Origin of the sequence: Pseudomonas sp. NPDC089734 (genome assembly GCF_044748865.1) — a bacterium.
Taxonomy (GTDB): Bacteria; Pseudomonadota; Gammaproteobacteria; order Pseudomonadales; family Pseudomonadaceae; genus Aquipseudomonas.
Window position 1 is genome coordinate 416,878 of sequence record NZ_JBIVGV010000002.1, and the last position, 15,913, is coordinate 432,790.

The window sequence follows — 15,913 nt, forward strand, 5'->3', positions numbered from 1 at the left end:
GTTCCGGTCGCCCCACTATAGAAGCCTTGATTCATGCCTCCAACTGCTGTCCGGTGACCGGGCGGCAGTTTTATGGCGATAGCACAATCGCTTATCGGTTTTTTTCATTATTTCTGAATGCCATCTTGCCCGATGCTGCTTGCACGCATCCCTTCATGACCACAAGCTATGCACCATAACGCTCAAGACAGATAAACAAAGAAGACCCGCTCATGCGAATACTTGTGACCGGTGGTGCTGGTTTTATCGGCTCTGCGTTGATCAGACACCTGATACAGAACACCGAGCACGATGTGCTCAACGTCGACAAGCTGACCCATGCTGGCAACCTTGAGTCGCTGTCCGGCATTGCGATCAATACGCGCTATGAACTGGTGCAGGCCGATATCTGCGATCAGGCCCGGATAAGCGCCGTGCTTGAGCGGTTCGAGCCCCATGCCATCATGCACCTGGCGACCGAATCCGATGGGGACCACGTCACCGATGGCCCTGGCGATTTTGTCCAGACCAATGTCGTGGGCACCTACAGCCTGCTGGAAGCGACTCGCAGCTATTGGCAGAACAGGCCTGAAGCCGAGCGAAAGGCATTCCGCTTCCACCATATTTCCACCGACGAGGTGTATGGCGACCTGCGTGGCCATGATGAGCCGTTCAACGAAGCCACGCCTTATGCACCCGGCTCGCCCCATGCCGCCAGCAAGGCAGCGTCGGATCATCTGGTTCGGGCCTGGCACCGTACCTATGGATTACCGGTCGTCGTCACTCACAGCTCAAACAATTACGGGCCGTTTCATTTCCCGGACAGGCTGATCCCGCTGACGATCCTCAATGCCCTGGAGGGCAAGCCACTGCCCGGGCATGGCGACGGCCTGCATGTGCAGGACTGGCTGTACGTCGATGACCATGTCCGGGCATTGCTCAAGGTCGTGACCGAAGGAGCGGTCGGGGAGACTTACACCATTGGCGGGCGCAACGGGCAGAAGAATCTCGATGTGGCTCGGCACATCTGTGATTTGCTGGAAGAACTGGCCCCGACTCGTCCCACTGGCATAGCGCATTTCAGCGACCTCATCACCCATGTGGCCGATCGGCCGGATCAGGATCGCCGCTACGCTATCGATACGGGCAAGATCGAAAAAGAACTGGGGTGGACGCCTGTAGAAACACTCGAATCAGGACTGCGAAAGACTGTGCAATGGTATCTGGATAATCCGGACTGGTGTCGCAGGGTCCAGGATGGCAGTTATCGAGGTGAACGACTGGGTTTCACTGACCACAAGGATCTGATCGCATGACCAAGGGAATTGTACTGGCCGGAGGCTCTGGCTCACGCCTGCATCCGATCACGCTGGGGCTTTCCAAACAATTGTTGCCGGTCTATGACAAACCGATGATCTATTACCCGATCTCCGTGTTGATGCTGGCCGGGATTCGGGAAATCCTGATCATCTCCACCCCGCAGGACCTGCCCCAGTACCGTAGGCTACTGGGCGATGGCAGCCAGTTCGGCGTGAACTTTCATTACGCCGAACAGCCGAAGCCCGACGGGCTGGCCCAGGCATTCCTGATCGGCGAGACATTTATAGGCAATGATTCGGTGTGCCTGATATTGGGTGATAACATCTTCCACGGTCAGCATTTCAGCGAACAGTTGCAAAAGGCGGCCGCCAGCACCAGCGGGGCGACCGTATTCGGTTACTGGGTAAAAGATCCGGAACGCTTCGGTGTCATCGATTTCGATGAAGAAGGCCGGGCACTGTCCATCGAAGAAAAACCCACAGCCCCGAAATCCGGTTATGCAGTCACCGGTTTGTACTTCTACGATAACGAAGTGATCCAGATTGCCAGGGACGTCAAACCGTCCGAGCGCGGCGAACTGGAAATCACCGATGTGAACAATGCCTATCTGCAGCGTGGCGACTTGCGGGTCGAACGCTTCGGACGAGGCTTTGCCTGGCTTGATACGGGCACCCATGACAGCCTGCTCGATGCCTCGGCCTACGTGCAGACCATCGAACACCGACAAGGCCTGAAAGTCGCATGCCTTGAAGAAATTGCGTATCAGAATGACTGGATAGACCGTCACCATTTGCTCAATCGCGCCGCGTATTTCGGCAAGACCGGTTATGGTCAGTATTTGTTCAAACTTGCAGGGGAACGTAAGTGAAAGTGATTGCCACAAAGCTGCCTGAAGTCTTCATCGTCGAACCCAAAGTGTTCGGCGATGAAAGAGGGTTCTTTTATGAAAGCTACAACGCCAGGGCTTTCTTCGAGGCGACAGGCATTCAGCCGGACTTCGTTCAGGACAACCATTCACGCTCGCAAAAAGGTGTGTTGCGAGGCCTGCATTACCAGATCGAAAACGCCCAGGACAAACTGGTGCGCGTGACCGTCGGCGAAGTGCTGGATATCGCGGTCGATATCCGCCGCAGCTCCCCGACATTCGGCCAGTGGGTGGGTGTCAGGCTGTCGGCCGAAAATAGCCGCCAACTGTGGGTCCCCAAAGGTTTTGCCCATGGATTCGTGGTGCTCAGTGACTATGCCGAGTTCCTGTACAAGACCACCGACTACTACACCCCGTCCGCCGAGCGCTGCATTCGCTGGGACGATCCCGATCTGGCCATCGACTGGGAACTGGCCAGTGCGCCACAGCTGTCGGCCAAGGATCAGCAGGGCAAGAGCCTGAAAGACGCCGACCTGTTTGCATGAGTGCCTGTCGGCTCAACGGCAGGCATAATGCGGTTTTCTGATACGCCTGTTCCGACGCGATCGTGAGATTCGCGAATGGGTCAGCCTCGCGCGGGCAGATCCATTCGTGAAAGACCAGGCCAGCACACCTTTCGGCCATCGCCCAGACATGACGACCAAACCCGCCATCCCACATCGCCCTCGCTGGCGCAGCCTCGCTCTTCTGGCGCTCTGCCTTGCGCCGTTGCTATGGCCTCTCGAACACCTTGCCGAACGTTATTACCGCAGCGAGCTGGCCAGCCAGAATCGCCAGACGCTGGACCTGTACGTGGCCAGCCTACTCGGCACCTTGCACCGCTATGAAACCCTGCCGCAGATTCTCGGTGACCTTCCGGCCCTGCATGAGGCGCTGGCAAAACCCCAGGATCAGGCGACACAGGAACACGCCAACCAGTTGCTCAGGGACATTACCCGGCAAACCGGCGCGGATGTCATGTACCTGATGGACAGCCAGGGCCTGACCATCGCAGCTTCCAACGCCGATCAACACGACAGTTTCGTGGGCCGCAACTTCTCGTTCCGCCCTTATTTCAGCGATGCACTGGCCGGGAAACTGGGGCGTTTCTTCGGCCTGGGGACCACCTCGGTCAAACGCGGCTATTTCTTCGCGGCCCCTGTCAGTGACGCGGGCAAGGTGACTGGCGTGCTGGTCGTCAAGGTCGATCTGGACCATACGGAAACCCTGTGGGGCAAGACACCCGAGCAGTTGTTGCTCACCGACCAGAATGGCGTGGTGATCCTGACGTCCAACCCGGAATGGCGCTTCCGGGCAACCCGCGAGCTGAGCGAAGAGGAAAAAAAGGCCATTGTCGCCATACAGCCTTATCCGACCCGCGACCCACGCCCGTTGAAACTCGATGAGCGCGCCTGGCTGACCCAGACCCGCGATATCGATGAAACCGACTGGAGCGTAAGCATTCTGGCACCGCGTGTTCTGGTCGACCGGCAGGTGCGCACCGTCGTGGCGATTGGTGGTGCAGGCCTGCTGGTATTGATGTCACTGCTGGGCCTCATGATGCAGCGCCGCCGCCATTACCTGGACCGCATCGCGTTCGAGGCCAAGGCCAGACGCGAGCTGGAAATGCGCGTCATCGAACGCACCAGCGACCTCGAAGGCCTCAACAGCAGGCTTCGTCAGGAAGTGCTGGAGCGTGAGCAGGCGCAGCAGGAACTGGTCCGTGCGCAGGACGAACTGGTGCAGGCCGGCAAGCTTTCGGCACTGGGCACCATGTCCGCCAGCATCAGCCATGAACTCAACCAGCCATTGGCGGCGATCCGCAGTTACGCCGAAAACGCGGAGGTTCTGCTCGATCACCAGCGAATCGACGATGCACGCGGCAACCTGAAACTGATCAGTGAACTGACCGGGCGTATGGCCTCGATCATCGCCCACCTGCGCGCCTTTGCCCGTCGGGATCGGCATGCCCCGGAAAGCGTTGCCCTGCAACCGGCGCTGGACGATGCCCTGGCCCTGCTGGCCAAGCGACGCCGCGCCATGGAAGTCGAACTGATCCGTGACCTGCCGGACGCCACGCTGTGGGTGCAGGCCGGAGAAACCCGTTTACGCCAGGTACTGGGCAACCTGCTGGCCAACGCGCTGGATGCCCTGACCGAAAAAGGCCCGCCACGCAGGCTGTGGATAAGTGCCGAGTCCACCGATGAAGGCGTCAATCTGTACATTCGTGACAATGGCCCGGGCTTTACCCAGGAAGCGCTGGCCCGGGCACGCGAACCCTTCTTCACCACCAAGACCCGCACCCAGGGCCTTGGGCTGGGGTTGGCGATCTGCGATACGCTGATGCGCGCCCTGGATGGCGAGTTGCTGTTCGCCAATCACCCGACAGGCGGCGCCTTGCTCACCTTGCGCCTGCGTGCCGGCTCTTCCGGGTCCAACCTTCAACCGCCAGAGGATCTCTCCGCATGAGTTCGGATACCGCCATCGACAGCCACATTCAGGTGGTTCTGATCGACGACGACTCGCACCTGCGCCAGGCCTTGTGCCAGACGCTCGACCTGGCAGGCCTGAAAGTCCTGCCCCTGGCCGAAGCCAATGGGCTGGCCAATCGCATTGGCCGCGACTGGCCGGGCGTCATCGTCAGCGATATCCGCATGCCCGGCATGGATGGCCTGGAGTTGTTGAGCCATCTGCACAGTCAGGACCCTGAACTGCCGGTGCTGTTGATTACCGGTCATGGCGACGTTCCGCTTGCCGTACAGGCCATGCGCGCCGGAGCCTATGACTTTCTCGAAAAACCTTTCGCCAGCGATGCCTTGCTCGACAGCGTTCGCCGGGCCCTGGCCTTGCGCCAGCTGGTCCTGGAAAACCGCAGCCTGAGGCTGGCCTTGAGCGATCGCCAGCAATTGAGCACCCGGCTGGTGGGCCAGTCCTCGCCCATGTTGCGCCTGCGCGAACAGATCGGTGCACTGGCGGCCACGCGGGCCGATGTTCTGATCCTCGGTGAAACCGGCGCAGGCAAAGAGGTGGTGGCCAGAGCCCTTCATGACTTGTCCAACCGCCGAAACGGCCCGTTCGTTGCGATCAACGCCGGGGCCCTGGCCGAATCGGTCGTGGAAAGCGAGTTGTTCGGCCACGAGCCGGGCGCGTTCACCGGCGCGCAAAAGCGGCGAATCGGCAAGTTCGAGTTCGCCAATGGCGGCACGTTGTTCCTCGATGAAATCGAAAGCATGAGCCTGGATGTGCAGGTCAAGTTGCTGCGCCTGTTACAGGAACGTGTGGTCGAGCGCATGGGCAGCAACCAGCAGATTCCTCTGGATATCCGCGTGATCGCCGCCACCAAGGAAGACCTGCGTCAGGCGGCCGATCAGGGACGCTTCCGGGCCGACTTGTATTACCGCCTGAATGTGGCGTCGTTGCGCATCCCGCCCCTGCGTGAACGCGGCGAAGATGCGCTGGTGCTGTTCGAGCATTACGCCGATGCCGCCAGCGCACGCCACGGCATCCTCAAGAACGAACTCAAACCGGGCCAGCGGGCGCTGTTATTGCGCCACAACTGGCCGGGCAACGTGCGCGAATTGCAGAACGCCGCCGAACGCTTTGCCTTGGGGCTGGAGCTGGAACTCGAAGGCAGCGACACGCCCGAAGCCCCGCCTGTCAGTGGCGGCTTGAGCGATCAGGTGGAAAGCTTCGAGCGCGCCTTGATCGCCGCCGAACTGACGCGTCCGCACAGCTCGGTTCGCAGCCTGGCCGAAGCGCTGGGGCTGCCACGCAAGACCCTGCACGACAAACTACGCAAACACGGCCTGAGCTTTGGCGACAACGGCGGAGCCTCCGATGAAAACGAATGAGCAGGGTTCGGCAGCACAGGCGCTGGAAAACGTCCTGCATCACGACATTCCGCTGACCCGGGAAATGGGCATGCGCGTCATTGACTGGCAGGACCGCCGGCTGCGCCTGCACCTGCCACTGGCTCCCAACATCAACCACAAAAGCACGCTGTTCGGCGGCAGCCTGTATTGCGGCGCAGTGCTGGCCGGTTGGGGCTGGCTGCACCTGAGATTGCAGGAAGCCGGGATCACCGACGGGCATATCGTGATCCAGGACGGGCAGATCAGCTATCCGCTACCGGTTCGCGGCGATGCCATTGCCTTGTGCGAAGCGCCCGACGAGACGTTGTGGGACAAGTTCATCACCACCTACCAACGCCGGGGCCGGGCGCGCCTGACCTTGCAGACCCGTATCACCGCTCAGGACGACGATGCGGATGCGGTGAGGTTTACCGGGCAGTTCGTGTTGCACCGCTAGATACCACCACCTGTAGGAGCGAATTCATTCGCGAAAACTGTATTTCTGCCGGTAAAGATTCATCGGCTGTACAGGCTTTCGCGAATGAATTCGCTCCTACCGGGTTTATTCGCGAACAATCCCGGTAGCCAGTTCCAGCAACTTCCCTCGCCATGCGGCACTGGCAGGCAAGGCCAGGAAGAACGGGTTGAGCAACGACTCTCGTGCCGGGTAGCTGAACGGCTCGCCATCGAGTTGCAGCACCTCACCGCCAGCGCCTTCAAGCACCCCTTGAGCAGCAGCGGTATCCCACTGAGAAGTCGGGGCCAGTCTCGGATAACAGTCGGCGGCACCTTCGGCCACCAGACAGAACTTCAATGAACTGCCGATGCTGGTCAATTTCAGTTCGCCCAGGCTGGCAGACAACCCCGTCAGCAGGCGTTCCTGCTCGGGGCTGGAATGGCGACGGCTGGCAACCACCGTAAAGTCCTGCCCTGGCGCAGGCTCATTCCGCACCGTGACGGGTTCACAATGCTCAAGATTATCGCTGCGCCAGGCACCCAGCCCGGCACCGCCGAAGTAGCAGCGATTGTTGGTCGGCATGGACACCACCCCGAACACCACGCGCCCACGCTCGATCAAGGCGACATTGACGGTGAATTCTTCGCTGCCGGAAATGAATTCCTTGGTGCCGTCCAGCGGATCGACCAGCCACCAGCGCTCCCAACCGGCCCGCTCACTCAGGGGAATATCCGCGTCTTCTTCGGACAACACATGGATCGTGGGGTCCAGCGCCTTCAAGCCTTTGACCAGAACCTGATGGGCCGCCAGGTCGGCCGCCGTCACCGGAGAGTCATCAGCCTTGGCCATCACGGCAACGTCCGCTCTCCAGAACGGCAGGATGGCCTCGCCCGCCACCCGGGCAAGGTCGATCACGGGAGCAAGAAGCGGATGTGGCAGGTTGGCAAACACGTCGGTCATGGCAGAAAAAGTCCACGTTGGGTTAATAGGTCTCGAACAAGGTAGAGCGCGGCCAGCGCCCTGCCCTCACTGAACTGGGCGTTCTGGGCCAGGCTGGACAGTTCGCGCAGGCTGATGCGGTCGACTCGAATAGGCTCAGGTTCATCGCCTTCCAGGCGCTCTTCGTACAGATCGGTCGCCAGCACCACCTGAATCTTCTGGCTCATGTAACCAGGCGACAAGGACAGCTCGGTCAGATGCTCCAGTTGCCGGGCGCCAAAGCCTGCCTCTTCCTTGAGTTCACGGTTGGCGGCCGCCAGAACATCTTCGCCCGGCTCGATCAGGCCCTTGGGGAGGGACAGCTCGTATTCATCCGTCCCGCCGCAATACTCTTCGATCAAGACCGCCTGTTCGGCATCGATCATGGCGACAATCATCACTGCACCATACCCGGCTCCCCTGCCCACCAGCCGCTCATAAGTACGCTCGACGCCGTTGGCGAAGCGCAATTGCAGCTCTTCAACTCGGAACAGGCGACTGCTGGCGACGATTTCGCGGGCAAGTACGGTAGGTTTCTGGCGCATGACAGGCTCCTTTGCGGTGACGGGGTACTATACCGTGGCTTTTCCGGTTGTCTGTCCCGGATATGCTTACATCCGTCATCAATCTCTAAAGAGGCAAGAATGTCTTCAATGCCCTGGCGCGACATCGATACCGTTCTGCTGGATATGGACGGCACATTGCTCGATCTGCATTACGACGAGCATTTCTGGATGCAGCACCTGCCTCAGCGTTATGCCGAGCTGCACGGAATCAGTCTGGCCATGGCCTGGCTGGAGATTGAGCCCCTGTTCAAGAACAACGCGGGCACGCTCAACTGGTATTGCCTGGACTTCTGGAGCAAGGAGTTGAACCTGTCGGTGCGCGACCTGAAGCTTGAAACGGCCCACCTGATCGCCTTGCGGCCAGATGCCCAGACTTTTCTGGCGGCGATCCAGAAAGCAGGCAAGCGGGTGATCATGATCACCAATGCCCATCGTGACTCGTTGTCATTGAAACTGGAGCGGATCGAGCTGGCACCGTACTTCGAACGCCTCATCAGCTCGCATGACTACGGTTTTCCCAAGGAAAACGCGCAGTTCTGGGATGCCTTGCAGGCCGACACCGCATTCGACCCGGCGCGCAGCCTGTTCATCGACGATACCCTGCCGATTCTGCGCAGCGCCCGACGCTTTGGTGTGGCCCATTTGTTGGCCGTCAGCGAACCCAATAGCCAGAAAGGCCCAAAGGACACCGAAGAATTCGAGGCCGTGGGCGATTATCTGGAACTGATCAAAGGCCTGTAGGAGCGAATTCATTCGCGAAAAGCCAGTACAGATGTATTGCCTGACACACGTCTTCGCGGATGAATTCGCTCCTGCAGCGGCAGAAATCTAATCGGGGATTCTCAGCTGTTGCCCCGGATAGATATGGTTCACATCCTTGAGCATCGGTTTGTTGGCCTCGAAGATTTTCTGATACTGGTTCGGGTCACCGTAGACCCGCTTCGAGATAGCGCTCAGGGTGTCGCCCTTTTCCACCGTGACGAATCGGGCAGCCGTTGCCACCGGCGCACCGGCGGCAACAGTCATCTGGTCGTCCACACGCTCGACACCCGAGATATTGCCCAGCGCCAGCAAGATCTTTTCCTTTTCTTCCTGACTGGCCACCTCGCCTGTCACAGTGACCGTACCGTCATCTACAGTGGTTTGAACATTGGGGTGCCCCAGCCCGACCCCGGCAATATGCTTTTTCAGGACTTCATCGGCATTGGCATTGCCCGGTGTCAACGCATCCAGAATGTTTTCACCTGCATTTTTCAAGAAGCTGAAAATACTCATGACTCACTCTCCTGCGAAGGCTGCCACGCCCGCAAGGAACAACGATAGCTCCCGCAACACGGGGTTTGCAGCGTTCCGACCAACGCGCCCATCCCACAGAAACCACTGAACGCGTAGAATCGCTTTCTTGCACCGCAGCCCGGAATGACGATGGACATCAAACAACTGAAATTCCTGATCGCCCTCGACGAGACCCGACACTTCGGGCAGGCGGCGGCGCGTTGCAATATCACCCAGCCCACATTGTCCATGCGCCTGCGCAATCTCGAAGAAGAACTCGGGTTGCCTCTGGTCATGCGCGGCCAGCGTTTCGAGGGGTTCACGGCGCCCGGTGAACGCGTGCTGGCCTGGGCACGAACGGTGCTGGCCGCCTATGACGGCTTGCAGGCCGAAGCGGCGGCCTGTCGGGGTCATCTGGTCGGGACATTGCGTCTGGGCGTGGTGCCGCTTTCGAGCTTTGACCCTTTGCCGCTGTTACAACGCTTGCACCAGATCCACCCCAACCTGCACTTCGAGCTGTCTTCGCTCAGTTCCGAGCAGATCCTGGAGCAACTGGCGAGCAACCGTATCGACCTGGGCGTGTCCTATCTGGAGCGTCTGGATAGCGAACGCTTCGACGCCATGCCCCTGAACGAAACCCGGATGGGCCTGCTGTATGACCAACGCCACTTCAGCTTCGGCGAAGAACCGCTGAACTGGAGCGACCTGACTGCATTGCCACTGGGGATGCTGACCAACGGCATGCACTTTCGGCAATCCATCGATCACAACTTCCACAGTCGCGGCCTGCACCCGACGCCCTTGTTGCAGACCGACGCCGTTCACCAGTTGATGCAAGCCGTACACGGCGGTTTCTGCTGCGCGATCATGCCGCTGGATGGCGGCCTGGACACCTTCACCGAGCATCTGGCCCTGCACCCGATCGAAGACGCGCGCACGCTGGCGCCGATCGGCCTGATCATGCGCCGCAGTGCGCCGCGCTCGGCCCTGGCAGAAGCGTGCTTTGCGCTCCTATCAGAATCGCCCCGATAAACATTGATCGACGTCATCTATCAGCGCATCAGAACTAGCGATTAGACGATTTCCGACAAGAGGCCTAGGCTAAGAGCTATCATCCAGCCGGTATTCTTAGCCCATGCACGCCAAGCGCACGGTCAGCACGGCGCCCGCCCTCCAGTCGCCCGCGCCCCAGGCAAGCCAGTCGTATAGCTACTCGACCCTCGAGGCCGACGAGTCGGCTCATACCGCGCTTGCCGAAGAAGTCGCCCTTGCCATTGCCTATAACGGCATCAGCCAGGCCGTGATGCTGGTCAGCCCGACCGACCTGGAAGACTTCATCGTCGGCTTCAGTATCGGCAGCGGCATCATTGCCAGTGCCGACGAGATCTACGACTTCACACTCGGCGGTTGCGGATCGGCCATGCAGGCCGACGTCGAAATCGCCAACCGTGCCTTCTGGAACCTCAAGCAGCAACGTCGCCAGTTGGCAGGCACCAGCGGCTGCGGGCTGTGCGGCGTCGAAGCCGTCGAGCAGGCCCTGCCGGAACTGAATGTATTGCCCGGCGCACCGTTGCCGCCCGCCCAGTGGTTACAGGGCTTGCGGCAACGGATCTCCGAATTCCAGCCCCTGGGCCAACACTGCGGCGCTGTGCATGCCGCATTGTTCATGGACAGCAACGGTCAGTTGCTGCTGGGGCGCGAAGATATCGGGCGCCACAACGCCCTCGACAAGCTGATCGGTGCCCTCATTCGCCAAGGCATTGGCCTGGCTGGCGGCATCGCCATCGTCACCAGCCGTTGCAGCCTGGAGTTGATCCAGAAGGTCTTGCGCGCTGGCATTCAGACGTTGGTCAGCCTGTCTGCCCCCACCGGACTGGCCCTGCAATGGGCTCGCCGTCATAACTTAAATCTAATTCACCTGCCGCAGCACAGTGCGCCGCGGGTTTATAGCCCTGCGATGGAGATTCAACCGTGAGCACTCATCACCAAGCCGACAAGACACCGACACCCCGTTACAAGCCTTACAAGGGGCCGGCAGGAGGCTGGGGCGCACTGATCAGCGTGACGCAAGCCTGGCTGGGCAGCGACAACGCGCTGAAAAACCTGCGCATGATGCTCAAGACCAACCAGAACGGCGGCTTCGACTGCCCCGGTTGCGCATGGGGCGACTCGCCGGAAAGCGGCATGGTCAAGTTCTGCGAGAACGGCGCCAAGGCCGTCAACTGGGAAGCCACCAAGCGCCGTGTGGATGCTTCGTTCTTTGCCCGCTACAGCGTCAGCTCGCTGCTGGAGCAAAGCGATTACTGGCTGGAATATCAGGGCCGCCTGACCGAACCGATGGTCTATGACGCGGAAACCGATCGCTACAAGCCCATCAGTTGGGACGATGCGTTTGCGCTGATTGCCAGACACCTGAAAAGCCTGCCCAGCCCGAACATGGCCGAGTTCTACACCTCGGGCCGCGCCAGTAACGAAGCGGCCTATCTGTACCAGTTGTTCGTTCGCGCCTTCGGCACCAACAACTTCCCCGACTGCTCGAACATGTGCCACGAAGCCAGCGGCGTAGCCCTGTCGCAAAGCGTGGGCGTGGGCAAAGGCACCGTCACGTTCGATGACTTCGAGCACGCCGATGCGATCTTCGTGCTGGGCCAGAACCCGGGTACCAACCACCCACGCATGCTCGATCCTCTGCGTGACGCCGTGAAACGCGGTGCCCAGGTCGTCTGCGTCAACCCGCTCAAGGAGCGTGGGCTGGAGCGCTTCCAGCATCCGCAGCACGCGATGGAAATGCTCACCAACGGTGATCGCCCGACCAATACCGCGTACTTCCGCCCGGCACTGGGCGGCGACATGGCACTGCTGCGCGGCATGGCCAAGTTCCTGCTGCAATGGGAACGCGAAGCCCAGCTCAACAATGCACCTGCCGTTTTCGACCATGCGTTCCTCAATGAGCACACCCAGGGCGTTCTCGATTACCTGGCGGCCATCGACGAAACCACCTGGGATGAAATTCTTGAGCAGTCCGGCCTGCCGCTGAGCGACATCGAACAGGCCGCACGGATGTACGCCAAAGGCCAGAACGTCATCATGTGCTGGGCCATGGGCATTACCCAGCACCGTCACTCGGTTGCGACCATTCAGGAAATCGCCAACCTGATGATGCTGCGCGGCAACATTGGCAAGCCGGGTGCCGGCCTCTGTCCTGTGCGCGGCCACAGTAACGTGCAGGGCGACCGGACCATGGGCATCAACGAGCGCCCACCGGTGTTCCTGCTCGACGCGCTGGAAAAACGCTTCCAGTTCACCGTTCCGCGTGAAAACGGCCATAACGTGGTCGAAGCCATTCACGCCATGGCCGAAGGCCGCTCCAAGGTGTTCATCGCGCTGGGCGGCAACTTTGCCCAGGCCACGCCGGACAGCCCGCGTACCGCCGCCGCCCTGAGCAACTGTGACCTGACCGTACAGATCAGCACCAAACTCAACCGCAGCCACCTGTTCCATGGCAAGGACGCCTTGATCCTGCCGTGCTTCGGTCGTACCGACATCGACCTGCAAGCCAATGGCCCGCAATCGGTCACCGTGGAAGACTCCTTCAGCATGGTCCATGCGTCCAACGGCCAGTTGCAGCCGTCTTCACCGCTGATGCGTTCGGAACCGGCCATCATCGCCGGTCTCGCCTACGCGGTCCTGGGCAAGCAACCTGTGGACTGGCTGTGGCTGGCAGAGGACTACAGCCGCATTCGTGACCTGATTGCCGACACCATCCCCGGCTTCAAGGACTTCAACAAGCGCATCAAGAACCCTGGCGGTTTCTATCTGGGTAACGCAGCAGGTGCCCGTCGCTGGAATACGGCCTCGACACGCGCCAACTTCAAGCCCAATGCGCTGCCGCTCAAGCTGATCCATGAAAAGATCAGTTCGACCGGCCAGACTCCGGACCTGATCATGCAATCCATGCGCTCTCACGATCAGTACAACACCACCATTTATGGCCTGGACGACCGCTATCGCGGCGTGAAGGGACAACGTGAGGTGCTGTTCGTCAATGAGGCCGACATTGTGCGTCTGGGCTTCCAGCCGGGTCAGAAAGTGGACTTGATCTCGATCTGGAGCGATGACCACGAACGCCGTGTCAAAGGCTTCACTCTGTTGCCGTTCGACATTCCGGCCGGTCAGGCAGCGGCTTACTACCCAGAGGTCAACCCGCTGGTGCCGCTGGAAAGCGTCGGCGATGGCAGCCACACGCCGACCTCCAAGTTCGTGGCCATTCGCCTGGAGCGTTCGAGCGAGTCCGCCCGAATCATCTGATCGGTTAGACGTTTTTGACCGCCATGAAAAAGGCCCGAATCGTGAGATTCGGGCCTTGCATCAAGTGAACTCAGACTGCTTTAAATACGTTAAGTTCCGTATACAAAACAATAACTTAGCTATTTGTGTGGCAGTCGTGTTACTCGTCGGATTCTCGTTGTTATATTTCCCACGGCCTATCAGGATCGCGCCGTCATCCCTACGAGATTCCATACATGAAGTATTCCTCGATTCTGTTGTTGTCTCTTACTCTCGCTACTGGCGTCGCCTCTGCAGGCGGCACGGTCGAAGCGGGTGTGGGCGGAGCATTGGGTGGGGTACTCGGTTCGGTCGTCGGCCAACAGATCGGCGGCAGCACCGGTTCGGCCATTGGCGCAGGCCTCGGCGGCGCAGCAGGCAGTGCTGTGGGTGCCGATCGTCGTAACCGTACAGAAGCCGCCATCGGTGGTGGCCTGGGCGCGGCAGGCGGCAACGTGCTCGGTCGCAGCGTGGGCGGCAACACGGGCAGCCTGGTTGGCGCAGCCGCAGGCGGCGGTGCAGGTGGCGCACTCGGCAACTATATGGGCAACGAAAGCCGCGAAGACGATCGCCGCTACCGCAATGGCCGCGATGACCGTCGCGACTACCGGGGTCATGGTCATCGCAAGCACTACGGACACCGTAAACACGGTCGTGACTGGCGTCATCGTTGATTCCATCGCCCTGTCTCTGACTGGCCGCCCTGAAAAGCGGCCGGTTTTCGTTCAGGCCAGCAAAAAAGAAGAAAAAGGCACTCTAGAACTCCAGGAAGCCGCCGATACGCCGTTCAGAAAAACTGCGTTTCGCAGATCGATAACCACAATAATCTCGCCCAATCAGGTTCGGCAGCGATTCAAGGAGCAGGGATGGATTCCACCAAACCCCAGGATGACGATGGGATTATTCGTATTCAACGCCTTGTTCCTGGCCAGGTCGATGTTGTCCTGGGATCACCGCCCACCAGGAAAAAACCGGGGCGTCCACGAAAGTCACGCCCTTACATGCTGGTGGCGCTCTGTCTGACCCTCCTCGGATTCGTGGCCGTGGGGCTGATCCTCAGGACTCCACTGCCTGCACCTGCCGCAACACCGGTCACCCTTGAACAACCGGAACCGGACATCGAAGCCCAGTCATTCCCCATTGAGATGGCCGACGCACCGATCGCTACCGACCCTGTACGCCCGGCATTGCGGGTAGAACCTTACATCGTTCCAATACCGGCTCCGCAGGAACAACCTCCCGTCGCACAGCCCCTGGATAACTGCATCAAGGATGGCAATGTCATCGATGAAAGCGTTCTGAACTGCCGTTTTGGCCAAACGTCGCGTCCTGCCCCGACCGCGCCGCCTACAGGCATGGTATCTGCCAGCTATATGGCTGATTTCAAATCGGATGCTTCGCGCAAGACCACACCTCGCCACTCGAAACCCTATACGGTGGCCACCGTGTCGATTCGCGAATGGGACGGAAATGGTCGCTACCGTGCCCAATGGCGCCTCTACGACAACCATATCAATGGGGACAGCGTGTGCGAGAACTTCCTGGATCGCTCCGTGGAAAGGCGCGAATGCCGTCTGTCTGCACAAGTGCACTTCAAGGAGGAATGCCGGGACTGGACCAGACGAGCCGCCCGGGATCGCAACGAGGAAAGCAAAAGCACCGCACAGCGGTATTGTGAAGCCACGACAACCTTCACGCCCTGAGGGATTTCTTGCTCGCATGACCCTATTTGCGATTAAATCTCAATCTCATATATAGCCAAAGGCTTACACGAGATAGAGGCATTTGGCTCTTTTCACCCTTGGGTGTGGCTCGTAATATTGGATCCAACAACTGGTGAGCAGGGAGTTCGCCAGGATCAAGGATGATCGACCATTGCCTGGGAGGCGGCCGACAGGGAGTTGGGATGGTCTTGGAACAAACCCGCTTCGGCGGGTTTTTTATTGCCTGTCAAAAAGTGCTGGAACGCCGCCCCTTCCCGGCATCCTTGCCCACTGGCAATTCTCGGCTTTCTCGTCCCGACCGCTTGCCCACCAAAGCAAAGGAATAGCCAAAGGCTTACACGCCCTGATGGTTATTCGCTCTTTTGGTCCTACAGCAAGGCCCGTAATATTGGATCCAACAAGTGGTGAACAGGGAGTTCACCAGGATCAGGGACGATCGACCATTGCCTGGGAGGCGGCCGACAGGGAGTCGGAATGGTCTTGGAAAAACCCGCTTCGGCGGGTTTTTTGTTGCCCTCGCAAAGACAGGGATG

The 15,913-nt window shown here is 59.8% G+C and carries 15 protein-coding genes; 12 read left to right on the forward strand and 3 right to left on the reverse strand.

Going from position 1 to position 15,913, the window contains the following annotated elements; translation table 11 throughout:
* Positions 1-212: 212 nt before the first annotated feature.
* From rfbB to ACIPY9_RS04590, 6 genes are all read left to right on the forward strand, one after another.
* Positions 213-1,295 carry a dTDP-glucose 4,6-dehydratase gene (gene rfbB, locus ACIPY9_RS04565; RefSeq protein ID WP_400697346.1) on the forward strand — a complete coding sequence of 361 codons (1,083 nt, stop codon included), beginning with the start codon at positions 213-215 and terminating at the stop codon, positions 1,293-1,295.
* Positions 1,292-2,167 (forward strand): glucose-1-phosphate thymidylyltransferase RfbA, encoded by an 876-nt coding sequence (gene rfbA / locus ACIPY9_RS04570; protein WP_400697347.1) that lies wholly within the window; start codon positions 1,292-1,294, stop codon positions 2,165-2,167. Before rfbB ends, rfbA begins: the two co-directional genes overlap by 4 nt.
* The gene (gene rfbC / locus ACIPY9_RS04575) at positions 2,164-2,709 is read left to right on the forward strand and encodes a dTDP-4-dehydrorhamnose 3,5-epimerase (RefSeq protein ID WP_400697348.1); all 546 of its coding nucleotides are present in this window, start codon (positions 2,164-2,166) and stop codon (positions 2,707-2,709) included. The genes rfbA and rfbC overlap by 4 nt, the downstream gene beginning before the upstream one ends.
* Before the next feature lie 148 nt (positions 2,710-2,857).
* The gene (locus ACIPY9_RS04580; RefSeq protein ID WP_400697429.1) at positions 2,858-4,672 is read left to right on the forward strand and encodes an ATP-binding protein; all 1,815 of its coding nucleotides are present in this window, start codon (positions 2,858-2,860) and stop codon (positions 4,670-4,672) included.
* Positions 4,669-6,054 (forward strand): sigma-54-dependent transcriptional regulator, encoded by a 1,386-nt coding sequence (locus tag ACIPY9_RS04585; RefSeq protein ID WP_400697349.1) that lies wholly within the window; start codon positions 4,669-4,671, stop codon positions 6,052-6,054. Before ACIPY9_RS04580 ends, ACIPY9_RS04585 begins: the two co-directional genes overlap by 4 nt.
* Positions 6,041-6,511, forward strand: coding sequence for a YiiD C-terminal domain-containing protein (locus tag ACIPY9_RS04590; RefSeq protein ID WP_400697351.1), 471 nt, complete (start codon positions 6,041-6,043; stop codon positions 6,509-6,511). Before ACIPY9_RS04585 ends, ACIPY9_RS04590 begins: the two co-directional genes overlap by 14 nt.
* A gap of 105 nt (positions 6,512-6,616) precedes the next feature.
* Here ACIPY9_RS04590 and cysQ read toward each other — a convergent pair whose 3' ends face one another.
* Both cysQ and nudE read right to left on the reverse strand, forming a co-directional pair.
* On the reverse strand, positions 6,617-7,471 hold the full coding sequence (gene cysQ, locus ACIPY9_RS04595) for a 3'(2'),5'-bisphosphate nucleotidase CysQ (RefSeq protein WP_400697352.1): 855 nt from the start codon (positions 7,469-7,471) through the stop codon (positions 6,617-6,619).
* A complete protein-coding gene (gene nudE, locus ACIPY9_RS04600) occupies positions 7,468-8,034 on the reverse strand; it encodes an ADP compounds hydrolase NudE (RefSeq protein WP_400697353.1) in 567 nt (188 codons plus the stop codon). Before nudE ends, cysQ begins: the two co-directional genes overlap by 4 nt.
* A gap of 99 nt (positions 8,035-8,133) precedes the next feature.
* Between nudE and yrfG the strand changes: the two genes are divergently transcribed.
* On the forward strand, positions 8,134-8,796 hold the full coding sequence (yrfG, locus tag ACIPY9_RS04605) for a GMP/IMP nucleotidase (RefSeq protein WP_400697354.1): 663 nt from the start codon (positions 8,134-8,136) through the stop codon (positions 8,794-8,796).
* An 87-nt stretch (positions 8,797-8,883) separates the two neighbouring features.
* On the opposite strand, the gene lysM is transcribed toward yrfG, so the two are convergent.
* A complete protein-coding gene (lysM, locus tag ACIPY9_RS04610; RefSeq protein ID WP_400697355.1) occupies positions 8,884-9,330 on the reverse strand; it encodes a peptidoglycan-binding protein LysM in 447 nt (148 codons plus the stop codon).
* Between the two features lie 150 nt (positions 9,331-9,480).
* Between lysM and ACIPY9_RS04615 the strand changes: the two genes are divergently transcribed.
* The 5 genes from ACIPY9_RS04615 to ACIPY9_RS04635 all read left to right on the forward strand — a co-directional run bounded on the left by ACIPY9_RS04615 (position 9,481) and on the right by ACIPY9_RS04635 (position 15,359).
* A complete protein-coding gene (locus tag ACIPY9_RS04615) occupies positions 9,481-10,362 on the forward strand; it encodes a LysR family transcriptional regulator (protein WP_400697356.1) in 882 nt (293 codons plus the stop codon).
* A gap of 103 nt (positions 10,363-10,465) precedes the next feature.
* Entirely contained in the window at positions 10,466-11,305 is an 840-nt protein-coding gene (gene fdhD, locus ACIPY9_RS04620; protein WP_400697359.1) for a formate dehydrogenase accessory sulfurtransferase FdhD, read from the forward strand.
* Positions 11,302-13,638 carry an FdhF/YdeP family oxidoreductase gene (locus tag ACIPY9_RS04625; RefSeq protein WP_400697361.1) on the forward strand — a complete coding sequence of 779 codons (2,337 nt, stop codon included), beginning with the start codon at positions 11,302-11,304 and terminating at the stop codon, positions 13,636-13,638. Before fdhD ends, ACIPY9_RS04625 begins: the two co-directional genes overlap by 4 nt.
* Positions 13,639-13,853: 215 nt before the next feature.
* Entirely contained in the window at positions 13,854-14,330 is a 477-nt protein-coding gene (locus ACIPY9_RS04630) for a glycine zipper domain-containing protein (RefSeq protein ID WP_400697363.1), read from the forward strand.
* Between the two features lie 192 nt (positions 14,331-14,522).
* Positions 14,523-15,359: a hypothetical protein gene (locus ACIPY9_RS04635; protein ID WP_400697365.1), complete on the forward strand. Its 837-nt coding sequence runs from the start codon at positions 14,523-14,525 to the stop codon at positions 15,357-15,359.
* Positions 15,360-15,913: the final 554 nt, after the last annotated feature.